Raw genomic sequence first — 25,623 nt, 5'->3', positions numbered from 1 at the left:
CGACACCGGGTCTTCTCCGTGGTCATCCACATGACCACCGGTTGGCGGACCCTACCCAGGTGCGGGCGGTTCCATGTCAGCTGCGCGTTGCCACTGTGAGCAAGGCGACGTCGAGAGTGTGCACGCCGAATTGGGCCAGATCAGTCCTTTTGGCGGGGACACGCCGACCGGAGGTCGCTAAATCCGCTGGTAGGGCCGTGCGGCCGGAGATCGGGACCCCCGCCGGTGGGGGTCCAGCGATGATCACTTACCGTGGTGCGCGGCGGTGCTGTGACACCTCACCGGCCATCACGAAGGGTGATCGTGACGCGTCACGATGCTCCGGCAAGAAATTTTTCGGGACTCCTGGCGACCAATCCCCATTTTCCGGGCGCGTGTCGGGGGGTTGACCCTTGCGGACCCCTGGTCACAACGCATTAGCTTGCCAACGTGACAGCAAACCGAGGCTGCGCGGTCCACTGATGGCGGGGGCGCGGAAGCCTGTCGTCGAGGTACGGCGCAGCCAGCGTCGGCGACGTACGGTGTCCGCCTACCGCGACGGTGAGCGGGTCGTCGTCCTCATCCCCGACCAGTTCTCCCGGGCCGAGGAGAGCGAGTGGGTCGACCGGATGCTCGCCCGGCTCGCCGCCCGTGAGGGGCGTCTGACCCGCTCCGACACCGAGCTGCTGGAGCGGGCCGGCCGGCTGATCAAGCTGTACCTGACCGAGTACGGCGACCAGGCGGTGCCGGCCAGCGTCCGGTGGGTCAGCAACCAGAACGGCCGATGGGGCTCCTGCACCCCTGCGGACCGCTCGATCCGGCTCTCCCACCGACTCCAGGAGATGCCGGATTGGGTGATCGACTACGTGCTGCTGCACGAACTCGTCCACCTCATCGTGGCCAGCCACAACGCGCAGTTCTGGGCGTTGGTCGGCCGGTACCCGAAGACCGAACGCGCCCGGGGCTACCTGGAGGGTGTCGCGGCGGTGGGCGGCACGCCCTGAGTCGCCGTCCACCCCGGCGGTAGGGTCGGAGGATGGCCCGACGTGTGGTGGTGGCGCTGCTCGCCCCGGTCGCCTGGACGCCGCCCGGTATCGACCCGGCGGACTGGCGTCGCGCGCTCGCCGAGGACGTGGTGGACCTGCTCGCCATGCTCAACGAGGTCGACACGGCGGTGGCGGCCACCCCGGCGGACCGCTGGCTGGCCGACGAGGTGATCTGGCCCGGCACGACCGTGTACGAGGTGCCCGAGCCGACTCCCAACGCCGTCTTCGCCGCCCTCACCGCCTCCGGCGACGGCTACGAGCAGGCGGCGGTGGTCGCCGGGGACGCCCCTGACCTGCCCGGACTCACCGTCGGTAAGCTCCTGCGCCCGTTGACCAGCCGGCCGGTGGCGCTCGCCCCGGTCGAGGGCGGTGTGCCGGGACTGCTCGGTGCGGCGGTCCGGCTGCCCGTACCCTCCTGGCTGCCGGCGCTGGACCTGGACAGCGCCGTGCCCGCGGCCGTACGCGCGGCGGCACCCGAGCCGGGCGACCTCGCGGTCACCCCGTCCTGGCACCGGCTACGCGGCCCGGCCGACCTGGCCCGGCTCGACCTCGCGCTGGACGGCTGGGAACACACCCGCGCCCTGCTCTCCGGCGCCGACCGGTCCGGCTGACGCCGGACCGGCGGGTGCGGCGGGATCAGGAGCGGCGGTCGTCGCCCTCGGTGCCGTCGGGGCGCTCCGGGCCCTTGCCCTCGACCTCGCCCGGGATCTTCTCCTCCGGGCCGCCCGGGGCGGTGAAGTCGAACTTCTCCAGCTCGGACATCAGGTCCACGTCGGCCATGGCGAAGGCCACCGGGTCGGCGAAGTCGTCGTCGGAGGGCAGCAGGTCGGGGTGGCCCCAGAGGGCGTCCCGCCCGGCGATGCCCCGGTGCTCGGTGAGCGCCGCCCAGAGCGCGGCGGCCTCGCGCAGCCGACGGGGACGCAGCTCCAGCCCGACCAGGGCGGCGAACGTCTGCTCGGCGGGTCCACCGGCTGCCCGACGGCGACGGAACGCCTCGCCGAGCGCGACCACGTTCGGCAGCCGGCCGTCGGCGGCACCGTCCACCACGTGGCAGACCCAGCCCTCGACCAGGGCGAGAGCGGTTTCCAGGCGGGCCAGCGACGCCTTCTGCGCCGGGCTGTCCTCCGGCGTGAAGATGCCCTCCAGGGCGATCGCCTGCATCGACTCAGGGTCGGTCGGGTCGACCCGGCCCATCGCCTCCTCGATCGCCTCCCGGTTGACCCGGATCCCGGCCGCGTACGTCTCGACGGCGGTGAGCACGTGCCCGCGCAGCCACGGCACGTGCTCGAAGAGGCGCTGGTGGGCCGCCTCGCGTAGGGCGACGTAGAGGCGTACCTCGTCCTCGGGCAGCTCCAGACCCTCGCCGTAGCCCCGGATGTTGGCCGGGATCAGCGCGGCGGTCCCGGCCGGGCCGAGCGGCAGGCCGATGTCACCGACGGAGAGCACCTCCGCGGCCAGCGACCCGAGCGCCTGGCCGAGCTGACCGCCGAAGAGGGCACCGCCGAGGGTGGCCACCATCGACTGCATCGGGCCGAGCTGGGCGCGCGCCTCCGGCGGCACCAGGTCGCCCATCGCGCCGACCATCCGGCTGGCCACCGGGTCGCAGAGCTTGCGCCAGACGTCCAGCGTCTTGAAGATCCACTCGTTGCGGTTCCAGGCCACCGTGGTCTTGATGCCGGAAGGCAGCGCCGAGGCCGGCTCCAGCCAGAGGTCGGCGATGCGCAGCGCTTCCTCGACCGCGTTGCGCTCGTACGGCGAGACCGCCGGGTCGCCCGCCGCCGCGAGCTGACTGGCCGCCACCTGACGGGCCAGGTCCCAGTTGACCGGCCCGCTGCCCGGCGCGGAGAGCAGGTGCTGCAACTGCGACATGAACTGCTGCATCTGCGCGGGGTCGTTGGGGTCGGGCGGCTGCCCACCCGGGAGCGCGAAACCGAACGGAATATCAGGCACGAGCTCTACGGTACGCGCGCCGCGCCCCAGGTCGCCGTCACCGCGGTTGCGCTGAGGGCGAAGTCCCGTCGTGCCGCCCGGCGCCCGGGAACCGGCTCGGTACGCTCTGCCGCATGAGACGACGTGGCGTGACCGTCCTCCTCGGTGCTCTGCTCACCGCACTGCTCAGCATCGGGGTGCTCGGCGCACCCGTCCCCTATGTCGTGCTCGGTCCCGGTCCGACGGTGGACACGCTCGGGCAGGAGGACGGCAAGGAGGTGATCCAGGTCACCGGCGGTGAGACCTCCACCTCCGCAGGTCAACTGCGGCTGACCACGGTGGGTGTGCAGCCCACCGTGAAGTTGCGCTCGGCCATCCAGGGCTGGCTCTCCGACGACCAGGCGGTGGTGCCGCGCGAGCTGGTCTACCCGCCCGGCGAGACCCGCGAGGAGGTCGAGCAGCGCAACGCCGAGGACTTCCAGGTCTCGCAGACCAGCGCGGAGACCGCCGCGTTGCGGGAGTTGGGGTACGAGGTGCAGGTCGTGGTCAAGACCGTCGCCGACGACGGTCCGGCCGCCGGGGTGCTGCGTCCCGGTGACGTGGTGACCTCGGTCGACGGGGAGCCGGTGCCGCTGGCCGGCCGACTGACCGAGCTGGTCCGGGCAAAGCCGGCGGGCACCGCCCTGCGCATCGGCTACACCCGCGACGGCGCCGCGCGTGTCGACACCGTCACCACCGAGGAGTTGGACGGCCGCCCGCGCATCGGGGTCGAGATCGAGCAGCAGCAGCCGCACCCGTTCACGCTCTCCTTCGACCTCCAGGACATCGGTGGGCCCAGCGCCGGGCTGATGTTCGCCCTGGGGATCATCGACAAGCTGACCCCGGAGGACCTGACCGGCGGCCGGGTCATCGCGGGCACCGGCACCATCGACGACTCCGGCCAGGTCGGGCCGATCGGCGGCATTCCGCAGAAGCTGGTCGGCGCGAAGCAGGCCAACGCCACCGTGTTCCTGGTGCCGGCGGCCAACTGTGCCGAGGCGGTGTCCAACAGCCAGCCGGACCTGCCGCTGGTCCGGGTGGGTTCGCTCGACGAGGCGCTCACCGCGCTGGAGACGCTGCGTTCCGGGGGCGAGCCGACGCTCTGCTGACCGCCGGACCGACCCGGCGTTCCGCCGGAACCACACGCTGACCTGCGACGACTGGTGGTCGGTGCGGTCGCGCACGGACCGGGTGCCGGCTGCGCGGCGCGACCTTGCCACAACGCATTCAGGAACACCCCGTACTCTGGGTGCCTGGTCGGAGCCGATCATAACGAGCGTGCGGAGCCAACAGTGGTCATGCGTAGCAGCAGCCCTCTGCCGAGGATGAGCCGACGCGGACGCGTCACAATCGGGGTGCTGATCGGGGTGTTCGTCCTGTTCACCCTGCTCGGCTGGGGGGTGCAGGCCTGGACCGACTGGCTGTGGTTCTCCGAGGTCGACTACACCTCCGTCTTCCGTGGCGTGATCGTCACCCGGTTGCTGCTGTTCCTGGCCGCCGCCGTCGCGATGGGCCTGATCGTCGGCGGCAACCTCTGGCTGGCGCAGCGGTTGCGGCCCCGGATGCGTCCGCACTCGCCGGAGCAGGCGACGCTGGAGCGCTACCGGATGCTGCTCGGCCCGCGGCTCGGGCTCTGGATCGCCGCCGCAGCCGTGGTGGTGGGTCTCTTCGCCGGCCTGTCCGCGCAGAGCCGCTGGAACCAGTGGCTGCTCTTCCTGCACGGCGGTGACTTCGGCGTGCAGGACCCGGAGTTCGGCGTGGACGTCGGCTTCTACGTCTTCCAGTTGCCGTTCTGGCGGTTCCTGCTCGGGCTGGGCTTCACCGCGGTGGTGCTGGCGCTGATCGGATCGCTGGCCGTGCACTACCTCTTCGGCGGGGTACGCCTGCAGGGCGTCGGCGACCGGATGAGCGGTGCGGCGCGAGCCCACCTGAGCTCGCTGGTCGCGGTCTTCGTGCTGCTCAAGGCCGTTGCGTACGTGCTGGACCGACGGTCGATGCTGCTGGAGTACAACGACGGCGTGGGCGTCTACGGCGCCGGGTACGCCGACATCAACGCGTTGCTGCCGGCCAAGGAGATCCTCGCTTACATCTCCGTGGTGGTGGCGATCGCGATCATCGTGTTCTCCAACGCCTGGATGCGGAACCTGGTCTGGCCGGGCATCTCGCTGGCGCTGCTCGGCGTCTCGGCGGTGGCGATCGGCGGCATCTACCCCTGGGCGGTGCAGACCTTCGAGGTCAAGCCGAGCGCCCGGGACAAGGAGGCGCCGTACATCCAGCGGAGCATCGACGCCACCCGTGCCTCGTACGGGCTGGACATCGCCGAGAACTCGGCGTACTCGGCCAGCAACCTGACCCCGACGGAGAGCCTGGCCACCGACACCGCAGTGGTGCCGAACGCCCGACTGCTCGACCCGCAGCTGGTCAGCGAGACCTACACCCAGCTCCAGCAGGTCCGTGGTTTCTACGACTTCGGCCCCAAGCTCGACATCGACCGGTACACGGTCGACGGCCGGACCCAGGACTACGTGGTCGGCGTACGTGAGATCAACTACGGCGAGCTGACCGCCCAGCAGAGCAACTGGATCAACCGCCACACCGTCTACACCCACGGGTACGGCGTGGTGGCCGCCCCCGCCAACCGGGTCGTCTGCGGTGGCCAGCCGTTCTTCGTCTCGGGCTTCCTCGGCGAGCGGTCGCAGGAGTCCTGCTCCTCGCCGACCGACCTGATCCCGGCCAGCCAGCCCCGGATCTACTACGGCGAGCGGATGCAGGACGGTGACTACGCCATCGTCGGCAAGCCGAGCGAGGACGCCAACCCGGCGGAGTTCGACCGGCCAGCGGGCGAGAGCGGCGAGGCCCGCGAGTCGTACTACACCTACACTGGCGAGGGCGGCGTCGACGTCGGGTCGTTCTCCCGGCGGCTGCTCTACGCGATCAAGGAGCAGGAGCCGAACTTCCTGCTCTCCGAGGCGGTCAACGACAACTCCAAGCTGCTCTACGTGCGTAACCCCCGGGACCGGGTGGAGAAGGTCGCGCCGTTCCTGACGCTCGACGGCGACCCGTACCCCGCCGTGGTGGACGGCCGGGTGCAGTGGATCGTGGACGGCTACACCACCTCGGCCACCTACCCGTACGCCGAGCGGGTCAACCTCCAGCAGGAGACCACCGACGAGCTGACCGGCCGGGGCACCATCCAGTTGGCCCGGGAGAACGTCAACTACATCCGCAACTCGGTCAAGGCGACCGTGGACGCGTACGACGGCACGGTCACGCTCTACGAGTTCGACGAGAACGACCCGGTGCTCAAGGCCTGGAACAAGGCCTTCGGCGGTGACCTGATCAAGCCGCGCGAGGAGATCCCGCAGTCGCTGGCAGACCACTTCCGCTACCCGGCCGACCTGTTCAAGGTGCAGCGCAACCTGCTGACCCGCTTCCACGTCACCAACCCCGGCGACTTCTACTCCGGCCAGGACTTCTGGCAGGTGCCGAACGTGCCGGACGCGCCGGACAGCGGGGTCAAGCAGCCGCCGTACTACCTCTACACGCAGATGCCCGGGCAGGAGGAGCCGACCTTCCAGCTCACCAGCGCGGTCACCCCGAACGGCCGGCAGAACCTGGCCGCGTTGATCTCGGCGTCGTACCAGGACGGGCGGCCCAGGTTGCAGGTGCTGGAGCTGCCCGACCAGACCCGGGTCTCCGGCCCGGTGCAGGTGCACCAGCAGATGACCAACAACGCCAACATCCGGCAGCAGCTGAACCTGCTCTCCTCGAACCAGGCCCAGGTGCAGTACGGCAACCTGCTCTCACTGCCGTTCGGCAACGGCATGCTCTACGTCGAGCCGGTCTACGTGAAGAGCAACCAGACCGACGCGTACCCGCTGTTGCAGAAGGTGCTGCTCTCGTACGGCGACGGTGGTTCGTTCGTGGTGCTGGCCGACAACCCGGCCGACGGCATCAAGCAGCTCGTGGAGCAGGGCAAGCGGGCGGCGGAAGGCAACCCGCCGCCGGCCACGGAGGAGCCGCCCGCGGGTGAGGAGCCGCCACCGGGTGGCGAGGAGCCGACGCCCACGCCCACTCCGACCGAGGCACCGCCGCTCACCGGCGATCTGGGTGTCGCCGCCGACCGGGTGCGCGCGGCGATCACCGAGGTGCGCGACGCCCAGGCGTCCGGTGACTTCGAGCGGTACGGCCGGGCGCTCAAGACGCTGGACGAGGCGCTGACCGCGTTCCAGCAGGCCCAGCAGGCAGCCGGCGCGAACGGTCCGGCACCGACCGGCAGCCCGTCACCGACCGGCTGACGAACCGCATCCGACCGGGCCCGTGGCCGGCGACCTCCCGTCGCCGCCACGGGCCCGGTCCGTTTCCCGGCCCAGCCCCGGCCCAGCCCCGGCCCCGCCCCGGCAGCGCCACGGCCGTTCTGTGGGTCGTTTTGCGGCGGGACGGGGTGGTGCGCTACGGTGGATCTACCGACGCGGGGTGGAGCAGCTCGGTAGCTCGCTGGGCTCATAACCCAGAGGTCGCAGGTTCAAATCCTGTCCCCGCTACTGCACGAGAAAGGCCCCGGATATCCGGGGCCTTTCTCGTTGTCCGGAGTGCGGTGCCCCCTCCCGGCGGCTGCCGGGAACACCTTGTTCGGGTACCGGTGGGGTGGTCGGTGGGGCTCGTGACGGATGGGGTAGGGTTGTCACATACCGACGCGGGGTGGAGCAGCTCGGTAGCTCGCTGGGCTCATAACCCAGAGGTCGCAGGTTCAAATCCTGTCCCCGCTACTGCACGACGAAGGCCCCGGATATCCGGGGCCTTCGTCGTTCCGCTGGCGAGTCGGCCGGTGGCCCGCCGTCCGCCGTCCGCCGTCCGGTGGCCCGGCTCGCAGCGCCGTTCGCCGGCCAGGGGTTGCGGGCCTCGGCGAGGATGGGGCCATGTCTTCCTTCGGCAAGTGGTGGGGGCGGCTCGGCACGCTCCTGGGAACGGTCGTGCTGGCGGTGTTCGTGCCGGTGGCCGCGTGGGCCTCGACCGGCACCGGGGAACTGGTCGTGGAGGCCGCCCGGCGACGCGGGCGGGGTGGTGGCTTCTTCGGTTTCCTGGGCCTGCTCTGCTGCCTGGCGGTGGTGGCCGTGGTCGTCCTGCTGCTGGTCCGACTCACCCGTAACCGGCGGCGCTGACCGGGTGCCGCAGCGCTTCGGAAGCGCTGCGGTCCCGCAACTGTGGTGCTTCCGGCGCGTGGTCTACTTGTTCGCGTGGAACTTCTGCACTCGGGCAAAGTGAGGGACGTCTACGCGGACGGCGACGACCTGATCCTGGTCGCCTCGGACCGCGTCTCCGTCTACGACGTGGTGCTGCCGACCCCGATCCCGGACAAGGGCAAGCTGCTCACCGCGTTGTCGCTGTGGTGGTTCGAGCAGCTCGCCGACCTGGTGCCGCACCACGTCATCTCCGCCACCGACGTGCCGGCGGAGTTCGCCGGGCGGGCGATCCGGTGCCGCCGGCTGCGGATGGTCCCGGTGGAGTGCGTCGCCCGTGGGTTCCTCACCGGCGGCGGCCTGAAGGAATACCAGAGCACGGGCGCGGTGTCCGGCGTCGCGCTGCCGCGTGGCCTGGGTGAGGCGTCCATCCTGCCCGAGCCGATCTTCACTCCGTCGACCAAGGCGCCGATGGGGGAGCACGACGAGCCGATGACCTTCGCCGAGGTGGTCGACGAGGTCGGTGCGGAGACCGCCGAGCGGCTGCGGAAGCTGACCATCGACGTGTACTGCCGGGGCGCCGAGCTGGCCGCCGAGCGCGGCATCCTGGTCGCCGACACCAAGATCGAGCTGGGCTGGGCGTCGGACGGCACCCTGGTCCTCGCCGACGAGGTGCTCACCCCGGACTCGTCCCGCTTCTGGCCGGCCGAGTCGTACCAGCCGGGCCGTACGCAGTTCTCCTACGACAAGCAGTACGTGCGGGACTGGGCGGCGGGCAGCGGCTGGGACAAGCGCGAACCGGCGCCCGAGGTGCCGGACCAGGTGGTCGAGGCCACCCGGGCCCGTTACGTGGACGTCTACGAGAAGATCACCGGCAACCGCTGGGAGTGACCCCGGGCGTCGGCCGTCACTCGCTGCGGTGCCGGCCGACGTGCTGCTCGGTGGCCACGGTCGCGGAGGTGATGCGGACCGTGGTGCCCGCCGGGCCGGTCTCCACGTCCATCGCGTCGGTCAGCTCGCGGGCCAGCCAGAGTCCCCAGCCGCCGGCGGTCTCCGGCGCCGGTCTGCTGCGGTCGTCGAGGCGTTGCACGCTGATGCCCTGACCGTGGTCGGAGACCTCGCATATCACCAGGTCCGACTGCGTCCAGAGGCGTAGCCAGCCCTGGCCTCCGCCGTGCCGGACCGCGTTGGTGATCAGCTCGTTGACCGCGAGCACGAAGTCGTCCAGGCGGTCGTCGCGCAGCCCTGCGGCGCGCACGCAGGAGGTGACCGAGTGCCGCAGCTCGGTCACCTGTGCCTGGTCGAAGGCGTCGGCGATCAGGAGGGTGTGTTCGATGGGCACCACCGTACGCGGTGTGCGGGGTTCTGCGTTCGTCATGGCCCCGTCCCGAGAGGAGATCGCAGAGCTTTACGCGGCTTTTACCACCGTACGTCAGGGTTCGGTGCGCCGCATCGCCGAGGACTCCCCGAACGGGCTGTGGCATGGTGACGGGCGTGTCCGCCCCCGGTGGTTTCGAACTCCCCCTCTGGCGGGCCGTCGCGGTCTTCCGGGTGGCCTCGCTGGCGTACGTCTGCGTGGTCGTGCTGCGCGACGCGGACCGCTACGCCCACCCGTTGCTCGCCGGGATGCTGGTGCTGGTGATGGCGGTCTGGACCGCCGTCACCGCGATCGGCTACGCGACTCCGTCCCGGCGCGGCTGGCCGCTGCTCCTGGCCGATCTCGGCGTCGTGGTGGCGATCCTGCTGGCCACCCCGTGGGTGATGGGCCGCGACGCGCTGGACGCCGGACTACCGACCATGGCGGTGGCCTGGCTGAGCGGTCCGGTGCTGGCCTGGGCGGTCTGCGGCGGGCGGCGGCGCGGGGCGCTGGCCGCGCTGGTCGTCGGTGCCACCGACGTGGCCACCCGGGGGATGGCCACCCCGACCGCGATCAACGGCGCGATCCTGATGCTGCTCGCCGGCGTGGTGGTCGGGCACGTCGCCCGGCTCACCGTGACCGCCGGAGAGCGGTTGCAGCGGGCGGTCGAGATCGAGGCCGCCAACCGCGAACGGGAACGGCTGGCCCGCGACATCCACGACTCGGTGCTCCAGGTGCTCGCCCTGGTGCAGCGACGCGGCGAGCGGCTCGACGGCGAGGCCGGTGAACTGGCCCGGCTCGCCGGTGAGCAGGAGGCGGCGCTGCGCATGCTGATCTCCGGTACCGGCCCGTTGTCCGGCGACGACGTGGACTCGCCGGTGGACCTGTGCGCCCTGCTCGGCCGGTACGCCTCGGGCAGCGTGTCGCTGTCCGCGCCGGCCACCCCGGTGCCGCTGCCACCACAGGTGGCCCGCGAACTGGCCGCCGCGATCGGGGCCGCGCTGGACAACGTCGCCCGACACGGCGACGGACGCGCCTGGGTGCTGGTCGAGGACGAGGGGACGGCGGTGACCGTGTCGATCCGGGACGAGGGGCCCGGCTTCACCCCGGAACGACTCGCCGAGGCCGCCGCCCAGGGCCGGCTCGGCGTCACCCACGCGATCCAGGGACGCCTCGCCGACCTCGGCGGGACCGCCCGGATCAGCTCCACCCCGGGCGCCGGCACCGAGGTCGAGCTCACCGTGCCGAGGAGGGGATTGTGAACGGCCTACGCGTGATGGTGGTCGACGACCACCCGATGTGGCGGGAAGGGGTGGCCCGCGACCTCACCGAGGCTGGCCACGAGGTGGTCGCGAGTTGTGGCGAGGGCCGTCAGGCGGTCCGGGTGGTCGCCGCGGCCCGCCCCGACCTGGTGGTGCTCGACCTGCAACTGCCGGACATCTCCGGGGTACAGGTGATCCGGGGACTACGGGCGGAACGACCCGAGGTGCGGGTGCTGATGCTCTCGGCCAGCGGCGAGCAGCAGGGGGTGCTGGACGCGGTGAAGGCCGGTGCCACCGGCTACCTGTTGAAGTCCGCCGGGCTGGCGGAGTTCCTGGACGCGGTCCGGCGGACCGCCGCCGGTGAGCCGGTCTTCACGCCCGGCCTGGCCGGGCTGGTGCTCGGCGAGTACCGCCGGCTGGCCGCCGTCCGGGAGCAGGCCCCGGCCGGTACGCAGGACGCCGCACCCCGGCTCACCGACCGGGAGACCGAGGTGCTGCGGCTGGTGGCCAAGGGGATGTCCTACAAGCAGATCGCCGAGCGGCTCGGACTGTCGCACCGGACGGTGCAGAACCACGTGCAGAACACGCTCGGCAAGCTGCAACTGCACAACCGGGTCGAACTGACCCGGTACGCGATCGAGCGCGGCCTCGACGAGTAAGAGCGACCGGCAACAGGGCGGTGGAGGCGAGGCGGGTCCTGGCCGAGGATGGCAAGGCGGAGGAGGAGGTCATGCCGGTGTTGCATGGCCGACGACGACAACGCCGCCAGCCGATGTGCCAGGGCTCGCCGCAGCCCCGCCAGTCCTATTGCCGGTCGCTCTAAGCGAGGGTAGGCGCTCAGACGGAGTGCGGCGGCCGGGTCTCGTGCACGGCCAACTCCTCCGCGCTGGCCCCGCCACCGGCCGCTCCCGCGTCGTACGCGATGGAGTCGGTCTCCTGGTCGGTGTGCGTACCCTCGTCCGGTTCGACCAGTCGGCCCACCGTGGCGTCGGCGACGGTGCCCAGCCGGTCGTGGTCGTAGAGCGACACCGGGGAGTTCGGGTCGGAGGTCGGGCCCGGGTCGATCACGTCGGCGTCGAGCTGCGCCTGCGCCGCCTGCTCCCGACTGTCCGCCTCGGCCGCGATGTCCGGGTCGACCGGGCCGGCCAGCGGGTCGTCGACCGGCAGCTCGAACTGCTCCCGGCCGAGCTTGTAGTCCAGCGACTCGCCGTCGAGCTGCTCCTCGGCGGTGGTGCCGAACTCGTCCACCGCCACCGGGGTCCGGTCGCCGGGCAACTGGGCCGGCGCCGGGCCGTCCGCTTCCCGGCCGGTCAGCACGTCGTCACCGGCCGTCGAGTCGTCGTCGGCGGTGTCCGGCAGGCCGTCGGCCTCAGGGTCGGACAGGGGAGTCGGGTACTCGTCGTCGCGCATGACTGACCACTACCCGTTGCCCTCCGGCCGTAACCGGTCCCGTCCGCGCCGTTCGGGCAGCCGCCGCTGCCGGGCCACGGCGGCGACCGCACTCCTGACGCCTCAGGTGAGTGCTCAACTCCATGATCGACGCGGGTGGTGGCGGGGTGCCGCGAACGGCGTCACGGTCGCGCTCGAAGCAGGATCGAGTGGCTTCCCGTGCACGCCGGCACCACTCGATCCGGGATCGAGCGTGATCAAGGGCGGCCCGTGGCCCGTGGCCGGTGCCGTGGCGGTTCGGCGAGCTTTCGGGCGAGGGGCATTCCTCATCGGTACCCCCTGGTGTCCGGGTCATGCGCGCCGGACAACGCCGGATCTGCCATGTTTCGGCTCGTCGGAGCCCGGTTAATGGGACGCTCTGACCGGAGACCACCGCCCCATCCGCATGGAGGTGACCCATGCGCGTCGGCCTCGTCTGCGCCCACGCCGCTTCGCCGCCGTCCGGCGACGGAACCGTCGTCGGCACCTACCAGCACATCGCACGGGTCGCCGCCGAACTGGCGGGGAGAGGGCACGACGTTCGGGTCTACACCCGACGGGACGATCCGGAGGCGGTCGAGAGCGACCTCGTCGACGGCTACCGGGTGGAGCGCGCCCCGGTCGGCCCGATCACCCCGATCCCCACCGCCGAGCTGGTGCCGTACGTGCCGGCGTTCGGCCAGTGGCTGGCCGACCGGTGGTCCGGCGACTGGACGCCGGAGGTGGTGCACGGCCACTACTGGGTCGGCGGACTGGCCGCCGCGCAGGCGGTCCGGGAGACCGACATCCCGGTGGTGCAGACGTTCCACTCCCTCGGCATGGAGCAGCTCCGCCACCTCGGTTCGCAGTACGACGGGCCGGGCACCCGCATCCCGCTGGAACGGGCGCTGACCCGGGCGGTGGACATGGCGGTCGCCCAGTGCAACGACGAGGTGGACGAGCTGACCCGGATGGGTCTGCAACGCAGCTCGGTGGCGATGGTGCCGACCGGAGTGGACATCGACCGGTTCCACCCCGACGGCGAGGCGGCCCCCCGGGACCAGCGTCCCCGGATCCTCTCCGTCGGCGGGCTCTCCCGGGGCCACGGGCAGGACGACCTGATCCGCGCGATGCGCCTGGTGGGCGACGCGGAACTGGTGATCGCCGGTGGCCCGCCGGCCGAGGGGCTGGCCCGGCACACCGAGGCCCGTCGGCTGCGTGAACTGGCCGAGCGGATCGGGGTGGGGGACCAGGTGCACCTGGTGGGCGCCGTGCCGCACGAGCAGATGGCCACCTGGTACCGCTCGGCCGACGTGGTCGCCTGCACACCGCACTACTCCTCGGCCGGGCGGGTGTCGCTGGAGGCGATGGCCTGCGGGGTGCCGGTGGTCGGCTACGCCATGGGCGGCATCGCCGACGCGGTGGTGGACGAGGTGACCGGCAAGCTGGTGCCGCCGGGCGACGTCCGGACGCTGGGGATGACGCTGCGCCGGCTGCTCACCGACAACGCGGGCCGGTTCGCGTACGGGCACGCGGCGGTGGACCGGGTCCGGTGCAGCTACACGTGGGAGCGAACAGCCTCCGCACTGGAACGGCTCTACGAGCGGGTGGTCGGCCGGCGTAAGCCCGTCGAGGCGGCCTGAGGCGGCCCGGAGGCGGCCTGGGAGAGCTGGGCGGCCGGCTGCGGCAGTGGGCCCTCCGTGCCGCCCAGACGGGACCCGGTGGGCTGCGGCCCGATCAGTGGCTTGCCGGCGACGACCGCCCGCGAGGTCTCCTGGGCGACGGCGTGGTGGTGCTGGGGCTCGGCGTACCGGGTCAGGCCGATGACCGAGGCGAGGGTGACCAGGAATCCGACTCCGGCCAGCCACTCCCGGCCGGGCCAGATCTTGTCGTTGAGCAGCAGCAGCCCGATGATCGCGGCGGGGACCGCCCCGGCGGCGTCCATCGCGGCCACCGCGGCCGTGGTGGAGCCGCGCTGCATGGCCAGGCCGAGCAGCAACTGCCCGACCACGGAGTGACCGACCAGCAGATAGAGCAGCGGGTCGGCGAGGAACGCGTCCCAGGTCGGTGCGGAGGCGAGCGGGCGGGCGGCGACCGCGGCGGCGGAGAAGGCCAGCCCGGCCAGCGAGCCGAGCGCCACCGAGCCGGGGGCACCGCGCAGCCGGACCGCGAAGAAGCCCAGCACCGCGATCACGCCGAGCGTCACCAGCAGGGCGATCATGCCGGCGGTGCCGAGCGGCTTGGACTGTGCCGGCCGGGCGGAGAGCACCAGCGCGGTGATCCCGGCGAAGAGCAGGAGCAGCAGCACCACCTCGGCGACCGGCAGCCGCCACTTCAGCACCAGCACACCGAGGATCGCGGTGACCCCGAGCCCGGCCGCCACGCTGGCCTGCACCAGGAACAACGGCAGGTCCCGGCGGGCCAGGAAGGCGAGCACGAAGCCACCCACCTGGCAGACCAGGCCGACCAGGTAGGCGCGGTGTCCGGCCAGGCGCAGCAGCAGACCGGGATCGAAGGTGTGCTGCACTGTGGTGCGGGCCGCGGCGACCGACTGCAACAGGTTGGCAACGCCGTACGCGACGATCATCGCCGCGAGAAAACACCAACCCGAGGTAGCCACCTGGCGAGGATAGAGGTAACCCGACGTCAGTGCGCGGCGGGCCGACCGAGCCTGCCGAGGATGTCTGCGTGCAGTGCTCCGTTGCTGGCCACCGCGCTGTTTTCGCCTCCGGCGGGGGCCGGTCGACCGGCCAGATCGGTGAAGACACCCCCCGCCTCGGTCACGATGGGTACCAATGCGGCCACGTCCCAGAGCGACAGCTCGGGTTCGACCATGACGTCCAGTGCGCCCTCGGCCAGCAGCATGTAACCGTAGAAGTCGCCGTAGGCGCGACTGCGCCAGGTGTCGCGCATCAGTTGGAGCATCGGCTCCAGCCGACCGGCCTCCTCCCAGCCGCTGAGGGAGGAGTAGCAGAAGCTCGCGTCGGCCAGCGCCGTCACGGCGGAGACCCGGATCGGCTCGCCCGAGGCGGCGTCCGGACCCGCGTACGCGCCGATGCCGGTCGCCGCCCACCAGCGGCGGCCCAGGGCAGGTGCGGAGACCAGCCCGGCGACCGGTCGGCCGTCCTCCAGCAACGCGATCAGGGTGGCCCAGACGGGCACTCCCCGGACGAAGTTCTTGGTGCCGTCGATCGGGTCCACCACCCACTGCCGGGTGCCGGCGGCCGGCGACGCGCCGTACTCCTCGCCGAGCAGCCCGTCGTCCGGCCGGTGCTCGGTCAGCAGGGCACGGATCGCGCGCTCCACGGCGGTGTCCGCGTCGGAGACGGGGGTGAGGTCGGGCTTCGCCTCCACCCGCAGGTCGAGCGCGCGGAACCGGGCCACCGAGATGGCGTCGGCGGCGTCGGCGAGCCGGTGGGCGAGAGCGAGGTCGTCGGCGTACCCGGTCATGCCGGACACGGTAGCGACGCCGACCCCGGGCCTTCCCGCCGGGCCGGGGTGGCCTCGGCGCGGCTCAGGGGTGGCCGCGCGGCTCGGCCTCACCGCGCGGCTCCAGGTCACCGGCCCGGGAGGCCAGTAACCGGCGGTACGAGGCCAGCCGGCGTGGATCCGCCCGCCCCTGCGCCACCCAGGCGTCCAGCGCGCAGTCGGCCTCGTCGGCGGTGTGCGGACAGTTGGCTGGGCAGTCGACGGTGGCCTCGACCAGGTCGGGGAAGCCGTGCAGCAGGCTCTCGGCCGAGACGTGCGCCAGCCCGAAGCTGCGGACGCCCGGCGTGTCCACGATCCAGCCCGGGTCGTCCGACGCGTCCGGCAGGGCGGGCAGCCGCAACGCCACCGCGCTGGTCGAGGTGTGCCGCCCCCGGCCGATCGCGCTGACCACGCCGACCGCCCGGTCGGCCTCCGGGACCAGCCGGTTGACCAGCGTCGACTTGCCCACCCCGGAGTGCCCGACGAGCACCGACACCCGACCGGCGAGCAGGCCGCGCAGGGCGTCCAGCGACGAGTCCGGCCGGATCAGCACGTACGGCAGTTCCAGCTCGGTGTAGTAGTCGAGCACCGCCTCGGGGCCGGCCAGATCGGCCTTGGTCAGGCAGAGCAGCGGCTCGATGTCCGCGTCGTACGCGGCCACCAGGCAGCGGTCGATGAACCCGGTACGTGGCGGCGGGTCGGCCAGCGCGCTGACGATCACGAGCTGGTCGGCGTTGGCGACGACCACCCGTTCCAGCCGCCCCTCGGCGGTGCTGGCGTCGTCCTCGGCGGTCCGCCGCAGCACGGAGTGGCGGGGCGCGATCCGGACGATGCGGGCCAGCGCACCGTCCGCGCCGGAGACGTCGCCGACCAGGGCGACCCGATCGCCGACCACCACCGACTTGCGCCCCAGCTCGCGGGCGCGCATCGCGGTGACGGTGGGGTCGTCGGGCCCGGCTCCGGTCAGCACGCAGGTGTAGCGGCCCCGGTCCACCGCGATGACGAAACCGTCCTGGGCGTCGGCGTGCCGGGGCCGGGTGCGGGTACGCGGACGCGAGGACTTGCCGGGCCGGACCCGGACGTCGTCCTCGTCGTACTCGCGTCGCCTGGTCGCCAGGTCCGCTCCTCCGTCGTCGGTCAGCTCTTGCCGGTCACCATCGCCGACCATAGTGCCGGAAACTCGGGCATGGTCTTCGAGGTGCACGCCACATCGTTCAACTCGACGCCGGGGACGGCCAGGCCGGTGATCGCCGCGGCGTGCGCCATCCGGTGGTCGTCGTAGGTGTGGAACACCCCGCCCCGCAGCGGTCGGGGACGGATCTCCAACCCGTCGGACGCCTCGGTGACGTCGGCGCCCAGCGCGGCGAACTCCCGGGCGAGCGCCGCCAGCCGGTCGGTCTCGTGCCCCCGGATGTGCTCGACACCGGTGAACACCGACGGGGAGTCGGCCAGCATCGCCAGCGCGGTCAGGGCCGGGGTCAGCTCGCTGACGTCCGAGAGGTCGGCGCGCAGTCCGTGGACCGTCCCGGTGCCGCGTACGGTGAGCCCCTCGGTGGTGAGCGCGACCTCCGCACCCATCAGCTGCAACAGCGAGCGGAGCCGGTCCACCGGCTGCACGCTGCTGCCGGGCCAGCCCTGCAGCGTCACCTCGCCGCCGGTCACCATCGCGGCGGCGAAGAACGGCACCGCACCGGAGAGGTCGGGCTCGATCTGCCAGCCGCGCCCGGTCAGCGGGCCCGGCTCGACCACCCAGACGTCCGGCGTGCTGTCGTCCACCGCCGCCCCGGCCGAACGCAGCATCTGCACGGTCATCCGCAGGTGGGGCGCGGAGGGCACCGGCGGGCCGACGTGGCGTACCACCAGGCCCCGGTCGAAGCGCGGGCCCGCCAGCAGCAGGCCGGACACGAGTTGGCTGGAGGCGGAGGCGTCGATCACCACCTCGCCGCCGGTCACCCGGCCGGTGCCGAGGACCGCCAGTGGCAGGCTGCCCGGACCGGTGGTGTCGATCCGGACGCCGAGCGAGCGCAGCGCCTCGATCAGCGGACCCAACGGCCGGGTGCGGGCGTGCGGGTCGCCGTCGAAGGTGACCCGGCCGTCGGCCAGCCCGGCGACCGGCGGTACGAACCGCATGATCGTGCCGGCCAGGCCGACGTCGACGTGGGCCGGACCGGCCAGCGGATGCGGCCGGACCAGCCAGCGCTCGTCGTCGGCGATCGACACGTGCGCGCCCATCGCCCGCAGCCCGCCGGCCATCAACTCGGTGTCCCGGGCGCGCAGCGGCGCGGCCAGGGTCGAGGGGCCGGTGGCCAGCGCGCTGAGCACCAGGGCACGGTTGGTCATCGACTTGGACCCGGGCAGGCGCAGCGACGCCGACACCGGATCGCTGGCCGTCGGGGCGGTCCACGGCTGTAGCGGCCGGGTCGCGGTCAGGTTCCCCACGGTGCCATTCTGCCGTGTGCGGGGCGTCGGCGGACCTCGCCGTTACCCACTCCCGGTGAACGGGACAGCCGGGCGGGCCGGTGGCGCGCTAGCGTGTCTGGCATGTGCGGGAGGTACGCCACGACCCGGAGCTCCGGTGACCTGAGCGGGCTGTTCGAGTCCGCCGACGAGACCGGTGGCGACCTGGTGGTCGACTACAACGTGGCGCCGACCGATCCGGTGCCGTTGGTGCGGGTCACCTCCGAGGGGCACCGGGTGCTCTGTCTGGCCCGCTGGGGGTTGGTGCCGCCGTGGTCCCGGTCGCCCGCAGGCGCCGCGCGCATGATCAACGCTCGCGCCGAGACGGTCGCCACCAGCCGGGCGTACGCGCCGTCCTTCGCCCGCCGCCGGGCCCTGGTCCCGGCCGACGGCTGGTATGAGTGGGTCCGTCGGTCGGACGGCACGAAGCAGGCGTTCTACCTGACCCCACGCGACGGGTCGGTGCTCGCCTTCGCCGGCATCTGGTCGGTCTGGGGCGGGCCCGACGACCCGCTGCTGACCTGCAGCGTGGTGACCACCGACGCCCTGGGTGAGCTGGCCGAGGTGCACGACCGGATGCCGTTGCTGCTGCCGCCCGAGCGCTGGGCGACCTGGCTGGGCGGGGGCGGCGAGCCGACCGAGCTGCTCGTCCCGCCGTCACCCGAGTGGCTGGCCGGGCTGGAGGTACGCCCGGTGGGCCCGGCGGTCGGCGACGTGCGCAACGACGGCCCCCGGTTGACCGCCCGGGTGCCGCTGTCGGCCCCGACCGGGCCGGAAGAGGCGACCCTGTTCTGATTGCACCCCCATATTGTCGGGAGTGATTTGCCGCAGTTGCGGGTGAAAGGTGCCGGGCTCTTTCTGGCAACTTCCCGGCAGACCCTTGTCCCCGTGCCGGTAAATGCGATAGAACACAGCGCCGGTGGTGGGTGTCGTTCACGTCGGGTGAACGATGCTCATCGATATTGCTGGCCCCACGGGGGAGGTGGGTGGATGACACGGGCGCGTATGCCCCGTCCGCACGAGGTGGCCGCCGCACGGCGTGATCCACGACTGTTGAAAGCGCTGCGTGAGCGGCGACAGGACGAAGCCTGGCGCACCAGGGGGACATGTCAGAGCGTCGATCCGGAGACGTTCTTTCCGGCGCCGAACGAGCCGGCCGACGCGGCGGTGGCGCTCTGCAACAGCTGTGACGTGCAGGGCTCCTGTCTGGCCTGGGCGCTGGAGGTGGGCGACTGCCACGGCGTGTGGGGCGGCACCACGCCCCGCGAGCGGCGGGCGATGCTGGTGGCCTGGCGTGACGAGGTCCAACCGGACCCGGACGCCGCCAGCGAGGCGGGTCCGCCGGTCCGCGACCGGCTGCTCACCCTGGTGCCGCTGAGCTGATCGGAGAAGCCGGTCCGGGGCCGGACGGTACGTCGTCGACGTGGTCGTCCCGCCCCGGTGCCGGCGATCGCGCCATTTCACGCAGCACTGCGACTGCGGTCGACGCGACATCTCCACGGCCGCGTGCAGTCGGCGGCGTGGACGGCAATGCGTGCCGCCGTCGGCCTGGCCGTCGGCGTGCAGTCGGCGGCCCGCAGAATGGAGCCGTGCCGCACGACGACCTCATCGAGACCCCACACGGCCCGGCGCGGGTGGACACCGACCAGCCGACCGGGCCGGCCGGCGCGCTGCTGCTGCTCGGGCACGGGGCGGGCGGCGGAGTCGACGCGCCGGACCTGCTCGCGCTGCGCGACGCGGCGGTGGCCGCCGGGCTGGTCGTGGCCCGGGTGACGCAGCCCTACCGGGTGGCCGGTCGGCGTGCCCCGGCCCCGGCCGGACACCTCGACACGGCGTGGACTGCCGTGTCGACCGTGCTCCGCGAGCGCCATCCGGGCGTACCGGTGGTGGTGGGGGGTCGCTCCAGCGGCGCGCGGGTGGCCTGCCGGACGGCGCGTGGCGTGGGCGCCGCCGGGGTGGTCGCGCTCGCCTTCCCGCTGCATCCGCCCGGCCGCCCGGAGCGCAGCCGGGCCGCCGAGTTGACCACCGGGGTGCCGACGCTGGTGGTCAACGGCGACCGGGACCCGTTCGGGGTGCCCGAGCCGGGGCCGGACGTCCGCGTGGTGATCCGGCCGGGCCAGCGTCACGACCTGCGTGGCGACCCACCCGGGACGGCGGCGCTGGTGATCGACTGGCTGCGCGAGCACGGCTGGGTGCGGTCCTGATCGCCTGCCGTCCGGTCGACTCCGAGGCGGCAGTCGACGGCGCCTGCCGGGTCCGCGCCGTTTCCGGTGGCCGCGCCGGGTCGTTGCATCCGATGGTGTCGCCCGCCCGTTCCGGGCGGTGGCACCGGGCTCCCAGGCCCTTCCTGGTCCCAGCCGTGTGATCCGCGCGGCCGGGACCAGGATCGGGAGTCGGATCCGGAATGCCCTGGCCTGCGGTGGGTGTTGAACCCCTCGGATGACCACTGTGCGAGGGGGTGACCGGTGCCGACCGAGATCCGGAACCGGGAACGCGACGAGCGGGACGCGCGGCAGCTACGGCAGTTGCTGGCGGGCCCGGACTGGCCGGCGACGGTGTCACCGGCCGAGGTGGCGACGGGCACACCCGTCGGAACCGAATCTCCCGGCAGGTCCGTGCGCGTATCCTCGGCGGGGAAGCATCCGACCCGAGGGGATGTGCGGTTGACCACCGAGAAGACGGACGAGCGCAGGGCCCGGTTCGAGCGGGACGCGATGCCATTCGTCGATCAGCTGTACGCGGCCGGCCTGCGAATGACGCGTAACCCGGCGGATGCCGAGGACCTGGTCCAGGAGACCTATCTGAAGGCGTACGCGGCCTTCCACCAGTTCGAACAGGGTACGAACCTGAAGGCCTGGTTGTATCGGATCCTGACCAACACCTACATCAACTCCTACCGGAAGCGGCAGCGGCAGCCGGTGCAGGCGCCCACCGACGAGATCACCGATTGGCAGCTCGCCGAGGCCGAGTCGCACACCTCAAGCGGGTTGCGCTCCGCCGAGACCGAGGCGCTCGACCGGCTGCCCGACAGCGACGTCAAGGAGGCCCTCCAGCAGTTGCCGGAGGAGTTCCGGCTGGCGGTGTACCTGACCGACGTCGAGGGGTTCTCCTACAAGGAGGTCGCCGACATCATGGGTACGCCGATCGGCACCGTGATGTCACGGTTGCACCGCGGTCGTCGTAATCTGCGCAAGCTGCTCGAGGGCTACGCCGCGGAGCGCGGCTTCTCCGCCGCGCCGTCGTCGGCCCGGAGTTCCGCTGCCACCGGCCGGGAGGTGTGACGTGAGCTGTGGAGACCCGCACGAGACGGACTGCCGCGAGGTCCTCGCCGAGGTCTACCTCTATCTCGATCTGGAGTGCGCCCAGGAACGGCGTTCCCGGATCCGTCACCACCTCGACGAATGCGGGCCCTGCCTGCGGGAGTACGGCATCGAGCAGGAGGTGAAGGCGCTGGTGGCCCGGTGCTGTGGCAACGAGTCCGCGCCGGACGAACTGCGTGAGCGACTGCGGGTACGCCTCAGCGAGATCGTGGTCTTCGAGAGCACCGAGTCCCGCGAACTGGCCGACTGACTCGGTCGACGCGCCGGAGACGACGACGCCGGTGGCCCCTGCGGGCCACCGGCGTCTCGCTGTCCGGTCCGGCGGGACCGGAGCGTCGTCGTCAGGAGTTGGGGCGCTTGCCGTGGTTGGCGGCGCTCTTCTTCCGGGCCTTCTTCTTGCGGGCCTTCTTCGCCATACTGACCTCCTCGTGATGATCGCCTGCGCGCGACCTCGACCCCGGGGCACGCTACCGGCCCTCCCGGAGTCAGGGTCCGACCCGTTGATGCTAGTGCGGTCGGCGTCGAAGCATCCCGGCCGGGGCTGCTGCTCGCCGCCCGGGGACGACCGTCACGTGATTGGATGTGGCGCAGGCAGTCGCGAGAGAAGGGGCCGGGAGATGGCCGAGGAGATCCGCGCCGAGATGGTGGCGAACGTCTGGAAGGTCGTCGCGTCGACCGGGGACACCGTGTCCGAGGGGGACACCCTGGTGATCCTGGAGTCGATGAAGATGGAGATCCCGGTGATCGCCGAGTCCGACGGCGTCGTCCAGCAGCTCGCGGTCAACGAGGGCGACGTGGTGCAGGACGGTGACCTGATCGCGGTGATCGGTTGACCGGCGTCCTGGTCCGACCGGCCGCGCCGGCCGACTTCGCCGCGGTGGCCCGGCTGACCGTCGCGGCGTACGAGGCCGACGGCCAGCTCAAGGGCGAGCACGGCTACGCCGAGGTGCTGGCCGACGTCAGCGGTCGGGCGGCGCACGGCCGGATCCTGGTCGCCGTCGACTCCGCCACCGGCCAGGTGCTCGGCACGGTCACCTTTGTGCTGCCCGGCAGCAGGTACGCCGAGATGTGCCGGCCGGACGAGGCGGAGTTCCGGATGCTGGCGGTCGATCCGGCCACCCAGGGTCGGGGTGTCGGTGCCGCCCTGGTCGAGGCGTGCGTGGCGGAGGCGACCGAGCGGGGCTGCACCGCGTTGGCCATCTGCGTACGCGCCGGCCACGCCGAGCCCGCCCACCGGCTCTATCAGCGGCGGGGCTTCGTCCGCGTACCGGAGCAGGACTGGTCGCCGTTGCCCGGCGTCGACCTGCTCGCCCTGCGCCTGGCTCTCACTGCGGCACCGCCGCGCGGCGGTGACACCGGGTCCGGCTCAGCCGATCGCGACGAGTAGGCCGAGTGCGGTGAGTGCGATCGAGACCGGCACCATCACGGCCCGCTCCGAGCGGCTCCTGGAGAGCGCGTTCGGCGCGATGGACAGCGCCGCGTACCCGACCACGAACCACATCGCGATGCGCGCGACCGATCCGGCGAGCACGTCGATCAGCCCCGCGCGATCGAGGGCGATCACGGCGATGACCGCGTACACGACGACCGACGCCGCGCTGCCGAGCCGGAGCGGGCGGGGCAGCACCTCGTGCTGGCCGCCCCAGGCGAACCGGCCGAGCGGCGCACCGAGCGCGAGCGTGATCTGAAAGGCCGCGAGGAGGGCGAGCAGCACGACGAGGGCCAGGGCGGCGAGGGGCATCGGCTCAGTGTAGTGATCTTCGGTGCGCGGTCGATCAGTCTGCGGCGGGGAGGGGTTCGGCAGAGGAACCCGACTGCGCGGCGATCGCGGCGAGCAGTTCGTAGGCGACCTCCAAGGCCACCCGCTTGCGGTCGGCGTCGGTGATCTCCGGCATGCGTACGGCGAACCAACTGCTGTGCACCGCGAACAGGGCCAGCACGGCGCGGAGCTGGGCACCGGCGCTGTCGTCGCCCCGGCAGAGCACGGAGGCCAGCCGGAACATCCGCTCCCGCATGTCCCGGCCGGCGGAGAGGTTCTTCAGGGCCGTCTGGTTCTGCTCGAAGAAGCGCATCACCGAGGGCTGTTCGCCGCCGAACATCGCGTCGGCGTACCGCTCGATCAGCGCCTGACGGGTGGCCAGCGTGTCCGGTTGGGCCTCGGCCCACGAGATCAGCGTGTCCATCCGGCCCAGCCGGTCCTCGACCACGCTGGTGACGATCTCGTCCTTGCTCTTGAAGTGGTAGTAGAGGGCGGCCTTGGTCACGCCGAGTCGTTCGGCGACCTCACGCAGTGAGGTCGCCTCGTAGCCCTGCTCGGTGAAGAGTTCCAGCGCGACGGCCTTGATCCGCTCCCGGGTGCCGCCTGTGCTCTGGCTCACCTACACCACCTAATCCAGTTGACCGTCATCTGCTGTCCAACTTACCGTCCGGCTAGTAAGGTAGCTAGCCGGTCGGCAAGTAAGTGCGTCACGTCTCGGGGGGAGAGCTTACCGATGGCCTCACAGCAACAGGCCGCCGTGCGACCCAACATTCGACTCGTCCTGTTCGGGCTGATGATCGCCATGATGCTGGCGATGCTCGACAACATGATCGTCAGCACCGCGCTGCCCCGCATCGTCGGCGAGTTCGGTGGGCTCAACCACTTCACCTGGGTGGTCACCGCGTACGTGCTGGGCACCACCGTCTCCACCCCGATCTGGGGCAAGCTCGGCGACCTGTACGGCCGCAAGAACGTCTTCCTCACCGCCGTGGTGCTCTTTCTGGTCGGCTCCGCGCTCTGCGGCATGTCCGGCTCGGCGATGTTCGGCGGGCCCGACGACGGGATGGTCCAGCTCATCGCCTTCCGCGCGGTGCAGGGCCTCGGCGCCGGTGGCCTGATGGTCGGTGTGATGGCGATCATCGGTGACCTGGTTCCGCCCCGCGAGCGCGGCCGGTACCAGGGCATGATCGCCGGGATCATGGCCATCGCCATGGTGGCCGGCCCACTGGTCGGCGGCTTCATCACCGACCACCTCTCCTGGCGCTGGGCGTTTTACGTCAACCTGCCGCTCGGCGGGGTGGCGCTGGTGCTGCTGATCGCCACCCTGCGCCTGCCCCGGTACCGCACCGAGCACCGGATCGACTGGCTCGGCGCCGCGCTGCTGTCGGTCGGCATCACCGCGATCGTGCTGATCACCACGTGGGGCGGCAACGAGTACGCCTGGCGCTCCCCGCAGATCCTCGGCCTCGCCGCCCTGGCGCTCGCCGCGCTGGTGGCCTTCGGGTTCGTCGAGCGGCGGGCCCCCGAGCCGATCCTGCCGCTGGGCCTGTTCGCCAACCGGAACTTCGCCCTGATCTCCACGATCGGCTTCCTGCTCGGCTTCGCGATGTTCGGCGCGATGAACTTCCTGCCGCTCTATCAGCAGACCGTGCAGGGCGCCTCGGCCACCAACTCGGGCCTGCTCCTGCTGCCGTTGATGTTCGGCATGCTGGTGGTCTCGCTGGTCGTCGGCCGGGCCATCACCCGGACCGGTCGCTACCGGATCTATCCGATCGTCGGCGGCGCGGTGATGGCCGTCGGGCTCGCCCTGCTGAGCCTGCTGGACGTGCACACCAGCAAGCTCCAGTCGTCGCTCTACATGATCGTGCTCGGCGTCGGCATGGGCTTCCTCATGCAGACGTCGATGCTGATCGCGCAGAACAGCGTGGAGCAGAAGGACCTCGGCGCGGCCAGCGGCGCGGCCACCTTCTTCCGTTCCATCGGCGGCTCGTTCGGCATCTCGCTGTTCGGCGCGATCTTCGCCAACCGGCTCGCCGGCACCGCCGCCGGTGGTGCCTTCAGCGGCGGTGGCGAGGCCGGGGCGGCAATGAACATCGACCAGCTCCGGGACCTGCCGGCACAGGCCCGCGAGGCGGTGCTCGGTGGGCTGGCCGACGCGATCTCGCACGTCTTCCTGTGGGCGGTGCTCTTCGCCGTACTGGTGCCGGTGCTGGCCTGGTTCATCCGGGAGATCCCGCTGCGCACCAGCAACGAACCGACCGGCACTCCCGAGGAGCAGGCCGAGACCGCTCTCGCCCGCAACCCGGCGTAAGGATCGGATGTAAGGAGGGGTCCCCTGCTAACGCCTCGTGCATAGCAGGGGACCCCTCCTTACATGCGTGAGCGCGATATGCGCTGAACAGCCGTGAGCGCGAGGTGCG

The 25,623-nt window shown here is 72.0% G+C and carries 27 protein-coding genes and 2 tRNA genes; 19 read left to right on the top strand and 10 right to left on the bottom strand.

Going from position 1 to position 25,623, the window contains the following annotated elements:
- Window positions 1-461: 461 nt before the first annotated feature.
- Both ABT008_RS01175 and ABT008_RS01170 read left to right on the top strand, forming a co-directional pair.
- Window positions 462-983 (top strand): M48 metallopeptidase family protein, encoded by a 522-nt coding sequence (locus ABT008_RS01175; protein ID WP_350692605.1) that lies wholly within the window; start codon window positions 462-464, stop codon window positions 981-983.
- A gap of 32 nt (window positions 984-1,015) precedes the next feature.
- Window positions 1,016-1,636: a hypothetical protein gene (locus ABT008_RS01170; protein ID WP_350692604.1), complete on the top strand. Its 621-nt coding sequence runs from the start codon at window positions 1,016-1,018 to the stop codon at window positions 1,634-1,636.
- Window positions 1,637-1,661: 25 nt separating this feature from the next.
- Here ABT008_RS01170 and ABT008_RS01165 read toward each other — a convergent pair whose 3' ends face one another.
- Window positions 1,662-2,975 (bottom strand): zinc-dependent metalloprotease, encoded by a 1,314-nt coding sequence (locus ABT008_RS01165; protein ID WP_350692602.1) that lies wholly within the window; start codon window positions 2,973-2,975, stop codon window positions 1,662-1,664.
- A 113-nt stretch (window positions 2,976-3,088) separates the two neighbouring features.
- On the opposite strand from ABT008_RS01165, the gene ABT008_RS01160 reads away from it, so the two are divergent.
- The 6 genes from ABT008_RS01160 (at window position 3,089) to ABT008_RS01135 (ending at window position 9,064) form a co-directional block, all read left to right on the top strand.
- On the top strand, window positions 3,089-4,102 hold the full coding sequence (locus ABT008_RS01160) for a YlbL family protein (RefSeq protein WP_350692601.1): 1,014 nt from the start codon (window positions 3,089-3,091) through the stop codon (window positions 4,100-4,102).
- A gap of 189 nt (window positions 4,103-4,291) precedes the next feature.
- Window positions 4,292-7,291 (top strand): UPF0182 family membrane protein, encoded by a 3,000-nt coding sequence (locus tag ABT008_RS01155; RefSeq protein ID WP_350692599.1) that lies wholly within the window; start codon window positions 4,292-4,294, stop codon window positions 7,289-7,291.
- Window positions 7,292-7,463: 172 nt separating this feature from the next.
- Window positions 7,464-7,537 (top strand) — tRNA-Met (locus ABT008_RS01150).
- A gap of 151 nt (window positions 7,538-7,688) precedes the next feature.
- A tRNA-Met gene (locus tag ABT008_RS01145) sits at window positions 7,689-7,762 on the top strand.
- Between the two features lie 150 nt (window positions 7,763-7,912).
- Window positions 7,913-8,155: a hypothetical protein gene (locus tag ABT008_RS01140; RefSeq protein WP_350692598.1), complete on the top strand. Its 243-nt coding sequence runs from the start codon at window positions 7,913-7,915 to the stop codon at window positions 8,153-8,155.
- A 75-nt stretch (window positions 8,156-8,230) separates the two neighbouring features.
- Complete coding sequence (locus ABT008_RS01135; RefSeq protein ID WP_350692596.1) at window positions 8,231-9,064, top strand: phosphoribosylaminoimidazolesuccinocarboxamide synthase; 834 nt, start codon at window positions 8,231-8,233, stop codon at window positions 9,062-9,064.
- A 16-nt stretch (window positions 9,065-9,080) separates the two neighbouring features.
- Here the strand turns inward: ABT008_RS01135 and ABT008_RS01130 are convergent, their stop codons facing one another.
- A complete protein-coding gene (locus ABT008_RS01130) occupies window positions 9,081-9,551 on the bottom strand; it encodes an ATP-binding protein (RefSeq protein ID WP_350692594.1) in 471 nt (156 codons plus the stop codon).
- 116 nt (window positions 9,552-9,667) lie between these two features.
- On the opposite strand from ABT008_RS01130, the gene macS reads away from it, so the two are divergent.
- Complete coding sequence (macS, locus tag ABT008_RS01125; RefSeq protein WP_502890311.1) at window positions 9,668-10,792, top strand: MacS family sensor histidine kinase; 1,125 nt, start codon at window positions 9,668-9,670, stop codon at window positions 10,790-10,792.
- 14 nt (window positions 10,793-10,806) lie between these two features.
- The gene (locus tag ABT008_RS01120) at window positions 10,807-11,451 is read left to right on the top strand and encodes a response regulator (protein WP_350693154.1); all 645 of its coding nucleotides are present in this window, start codon (window positions 10,807-10,809) and stop codon (window positions 11,449-11,451) included.
- A gap of 178 nt (window positions 11,452-11,629) precedes the next feature.
- On the opposite strand, the gene ABT008_RS01115 is transcribed toward ABT008_RS01120, so the two are convergent.
- Complete coding sequence (locus tag ABT008_RS01115) at window positions 11,630-12,202, bottom strand: DUF5709 domain-containing protein (RefSeq protein ID WP_350692591.1); 573 nt, start codon at window positions 12,200-12,202, stop codon at window positions 11,630-11,632.
- A 437-nt stretch (window positions 12,203-12,639) separates the two neighbouring features.
- On the opposite strand from ABT008_RS01115, the gene ABT008_RS01110 reads away from it, so the two are divergent.
- Window positions 12,640-13,842, top strand: a complete 1,203-nt coding sequence (locus ABT008_RS01110) for a glycosyltransferase (protein ID WP_350692590.1) — start codon at window positions 12,640-12,642, stop codon at window positions 13,840-13,842.
- Here the strand turns inward: ABT008_RS01110 and ABT008_RS01105 are convergent.
- From ABT008_RS01105 to aroA, 4 genes are all read right to left on the bottom strand, one after another.
- The gene (locus tag ABT008_RS01105) at window positions 13,797-14,786 is read right to left on the bottom strand and encodes a DMT family transporter (RefSeq protein WP_350693153.1); all 990 of its coding nucleotides are present in this window, start codon (window positions 14,784-14,786) and stop codon (window positions 13,797-13,799) included. The genes ABT008_RS01110 and ABT008_RS01105 overlap by 46 nt on opposite strands.
- A gap of 59 nt (window positions 14,787-14,845) precedes the next feature.
- Window positions 14,846-15,649 carry a histidinol-phosphatase gene (gene hisN / locus ABT008_RS01100; protein ID WP_350692588.1) on the bottom strand — a complete coding sequence of 268 codons (804 nt, stop codon included), beginning with the start codon at window positions 15,647-15,649 and terminating at the stop codon, window positions 14,846-14,848.
- A 64-nt stretch (window positions 15,650-15,713) separates the two neighbouring features.
- The gene (gene rsgA, locus ABT008_RS01095) at window positions 15,714-16,835 is read right to left on the bottom strand and encodes a ribosome small subunit-dependent GTPase A (RefSeq protein ID WP_350692586.1); all 1,122 of its coding nucleotides are present in this window, start codon (window positions 16,833-16,835) and stop codon (window positions 15,714-15,716) included.
- Window positions 16,805-18,106 carry a 3-phosphoshikimate 1-carboxyvinyltransferase gene (gene aroA, locus ABT008_RS01090; protein WP_350692584.1) on the bottom strand — a complete coding sequence of 434 codons (1,302 nt, stop codon included), beginning with the start codon at window positions 18,104-18,106 and terminating at the stop codon, window positions 16,805-16,807. The genes rsgA and aroA overlap by 31 nt, the downstream gene beginning before the upstream one ends.
- Window positions 18,107-18,208: 102 nt before the next feature.
- Here aroA and ABT008_RS01085 point away from each other — a divergent pair, with 102 nt between their 5' ends.
- From ABT008_RS01085 to rsrA, 5 genes are all read left to right on the top strand, one after another.
- Window positions 18,209-18,919: an SOS response-associated peptidase gene (locus ABT008_RS01085; RefSeq protein ID WP_350692583.1), complete on the top strand. Its 711-nt coding sequence runs from the start codon at window positions 18,209-18,211 to the stop codon at window positions 18,917-18,919.
- Window positions 18,920-19,114: 195 nt separating this feature from the next.
- On the top strand, window positions 19,115-19,507 hold the full coding sequence (locus ABT008_RS01080; protein ID WP_350692582.1) for a WhiB family transcriptional regulator: 393 nt from the start codon (window positions 19,115-19,117) through the stop codon (window positions 19,505-19,507).
- Window positions 19,508-19,713: 206 nt separating this feature from the next.
- Window positions 19,714-20,328 (top strand): alpha/beta hydrolase family protein, encoded by a 615-nt coding sequence (locus ABT008_RS01075; RefSeq protein WP_350692580.1) that lies wholly within the window; start codon window positions 19,714-19,716, stop codon window positions 20,326-20,328.
- A gap of 261 nt (window positions 20,329-20,589) precedes the next feature.
- On the top strand, window positions 20,590-21,405 hold the full coding sequence (locus ABT008_RS01070) for a sigma-70 family RNA polymerase sigma factor (protein WP_350692578.1): 816 nt from the start codon (window positions 20,590-20,592) through the stop codon (window positions 21,403-21,405).
- Between the two features lies 1 nt (window position 21,406).
- A complete protein-coding gene (rsrA, locus tag ABT008_RS01065) occupies window positions 21,407-21,694 on the top strand; it encodes a mycothiol system anti-sigma-R factor (RefSeq protein ID WP_131054331.1) in 288 nt (95 codons plus the stop codon).
- A 91-nt stretch (window positions 21,695-21,785) separates the two neighbouring features.
- On the opposite strand, the gene ABT008_RS30425 is transcribed toward rsrA, so the two are convergent.
- Window positions 21,786-21,860 (bottom strand): 50S ribosomal protein bL37, encoded by a 75-nt coding sequence (locus tag ABT008_RS30425; protein ID WP_370461611.1) that lies wholly within the window; start codon window positions 21,858-21,860, stop codon window positions 21,786-21,788.
- Window positions 21,861-22,061: 201 nt separating this feature from the next.
- Here ABT008_RS30425 and ABT008_RS01060 point away from each other — a divergent pair, with 201 nt between their 5' ends.
- The gene (locus ABT008_RS01060; RefSeq protein ID WP_139582225.1) at window positions 22,062-22,277 is read left to right on the top strand and encodes a biotin/lipoyl-binding carrier protein; all 216 of its coding nucleotides are present in this window, start codon (window positions 22,062-22,064) and stop codon (window positions 22,275-22,277) included.
- Window positions 22,274-22,831 (top strand): GNAT family N-acetyltransferase, encoded by a 558-nt coding sequence (locus ABT008_RS01055; protein WP_350692576.1) that lies wholly within the window; start codon window positions 22,274-22,276, stop codon window positions 22,829-22,831. The genes ABT008_RS01060 and ABT008_RS01055 overlap by 4 nt, the downstream gene beginning before the upstream one ends.
- Here the strand turns inward: ABT008_RS01055 and ABT008_RS01050 are convergent.
- Entirely contained in the window at window positions 22,811-23,185 is a 375-nt protein-coding gene (locus tag ABT008_RS01050) for a hypothetical protein (protein WP_350692574.1), read from the bottom strand. The two genes, ABT008_RS01055 and ABT008_RS01050, sit on opposite strands and share 21 nt — an antisense overlap.
- A gap of 34 nt (window positions 23,186-23,219) precedes the next feature.
- Window positions 23,220-23,822, bottom strand: coding sequence for a TetR/AcrR family transcriptional regulator (locus ABT008_RS01045; protein ID WP_350692572.1), 603 nt, complete (start codon window positions 23,820-23,822; stop codon window positions 23,220-23,222).
- Window positions 23,823-23,936: 114 nt separating this feature from the next.
- Here ABT008_RS01045 and ABT008_RS01040 point away from each other — a divergent pair, with 114 nt between their 5' ends.
- On the top strand, window positions 23,937-25,514 hold the full coding sequence (locus ABT008_RS01040) for an MDR family MFS transporter (protein WP_350692570.1): 1,578 nt from the start codon (window positions 23,937-23,939) through the stop codon (window positions 25,512-25,514).
- The last annotated feature ends 109 nt before the right edge of the window (window positions 25,515-25,623 follow it).

The sequence above is a fragment of the Micromonospora sp. NPDC002389 genome (genome assembly GCF_040296095.1).
Lineage (GTDB): Bacteria > Actinomycetota > Actinomycetes > Mycobacteriales > Micromonosporaceae > Micromonospora.
Note: the sequence above shows the minus strand (reverse complement) of the source record. Positions and strands in the feature narration are given on the sequence as shown.

What these genes read in the sequence shown, in the direction of transcription:
- ABT008_RS01175 (WP_350692605.1), top strand. Translation starts at nt 462, where the DNA reads ATGGCGGGGGCGCGGAAGCCTGTCGTCGAGGTACGGCGCAGCCAGCGT.
- ABT008_RS01130 (WP_350692594.1), bottom strand. Translation starts at nt 9,551, where the DNA reads ATGACGAACGCAGAACCCCGCACACCGCGTACGGTGGTGCCCATCGAA.
- hisN (WP_350692588.1), bottom strand. Translation starts at nt 15,649, where the DNA reads ATGACCGGGTACGCCGACGACCTCGCTCTCGCCCACCGGCTCGCCGAC.
- ABT008_RS01160 (WP_350692601.1), top strand. Translation starts at nt 3,089, where the DNA reads ATGAGACGACGTGGCGTGACCGTCCTCCTCGGTGCTCTGCTCACCGCA.
- ABT008_RS01170 (WP_350692604.1), top strand. Translation starts at nt 1,016, where the DNA reads ATGGCCCGACGTGTGGTGGTGGCGCTGCTCGCCCCGGTCGCCTGGACG.
- ABT008_RS01155 (WP_350692599.1), top strand. Translation starts at nt 4,292, where the DNA reads ATGCGTAGCAGCAGCCCTCTGCCGAGGATGAGCCGACGCGGACGCGTC.
- ABT008_RS01120 (WP_350693154.1), top strand. Translation starts at nt 10,807, where the DNA reads ATGGTGGTCGACGACCACCCGATGTGGCGGGAAGGGGTGGCCCGCGAC.
- ABT008_RS01080 (WP_350692582.1), top strand. Translation starts at nt 19,115, where the DNA reads ATGACACGGGCGCGTATGCCCCGTCCGCACGAGGTGGCCGCCGCACGG.
- ABT008_RS01060 (WP_139582225.1), top strand. Translation starts at nt 22,062, where the DNA reads ATGGCCGAGGAGATCCGCGCCGAGATGGTGGCGAACGTCTGGAAGGTC.
- ABT008_RS01110 (WP_350692590.1), top strand. Translation starts at nt 12,640, where the DNA reads ATGCGCGTCGGCCTCGTCTGCGCCCACGCCGCTTCGCCGCCGTCCGGC.
- ABT008_RS01115 (WP_350692591.1), bottom strand. Translation starts at nt 12,202, where the DNA reads ATGCGCGACGACGAGTACCCGACTCCCCTGTCCGACCCTGAGGCCGAC.
- ABT008_RS01050 (WP_350692574.1), bottom strand. Translation starts at nt 23,185, where the DNA reads ATGCCCCTCGCCGCCCTGGCCCTCGTCGTGCTGCTCGCCCTCCTCGCG.
- ABT008_RS01085 (WP_350692583.1), top strand. Translation starts at nt 18,209, where the DNA reads ATGTGCGGGAGGTACGCCACGACCCGGAGCTCCGGTGACCTGAGCGGG.
- ABT008_RS01105 (WP_350693153.1), bottom strand. Translation starts at nt 14,786, where the DNA reads ATGATCGTCGCGTACGGCGTTGCCAACCTGTTGCAGTCGGTCGCCGCG.
- ABT008_RS01140 (WP_350692598.1), top strand. Translation starts at nt 7,913, where the DNA reads ATGTCTTCCTTCGGCAAGTGGTGGGGGCGGCTCGGCACGCTCCTGGGA.
- rsgA (WP_350692586.1), bottom strand. Translation starts at nt 16,835, where the DNA reads ATGGTCGGCGATGGTGACCGGCAAGAGCTGACCGACGACGGAGGAGCG.
- ABT008_RS01040 (WP_350692570.1), top strand. Translation starts at nt 23,937, where the DNA reads ATGGCCTCACAGCAACAGGCCGCCGTGCGACCCAACATTCGACTCGTC.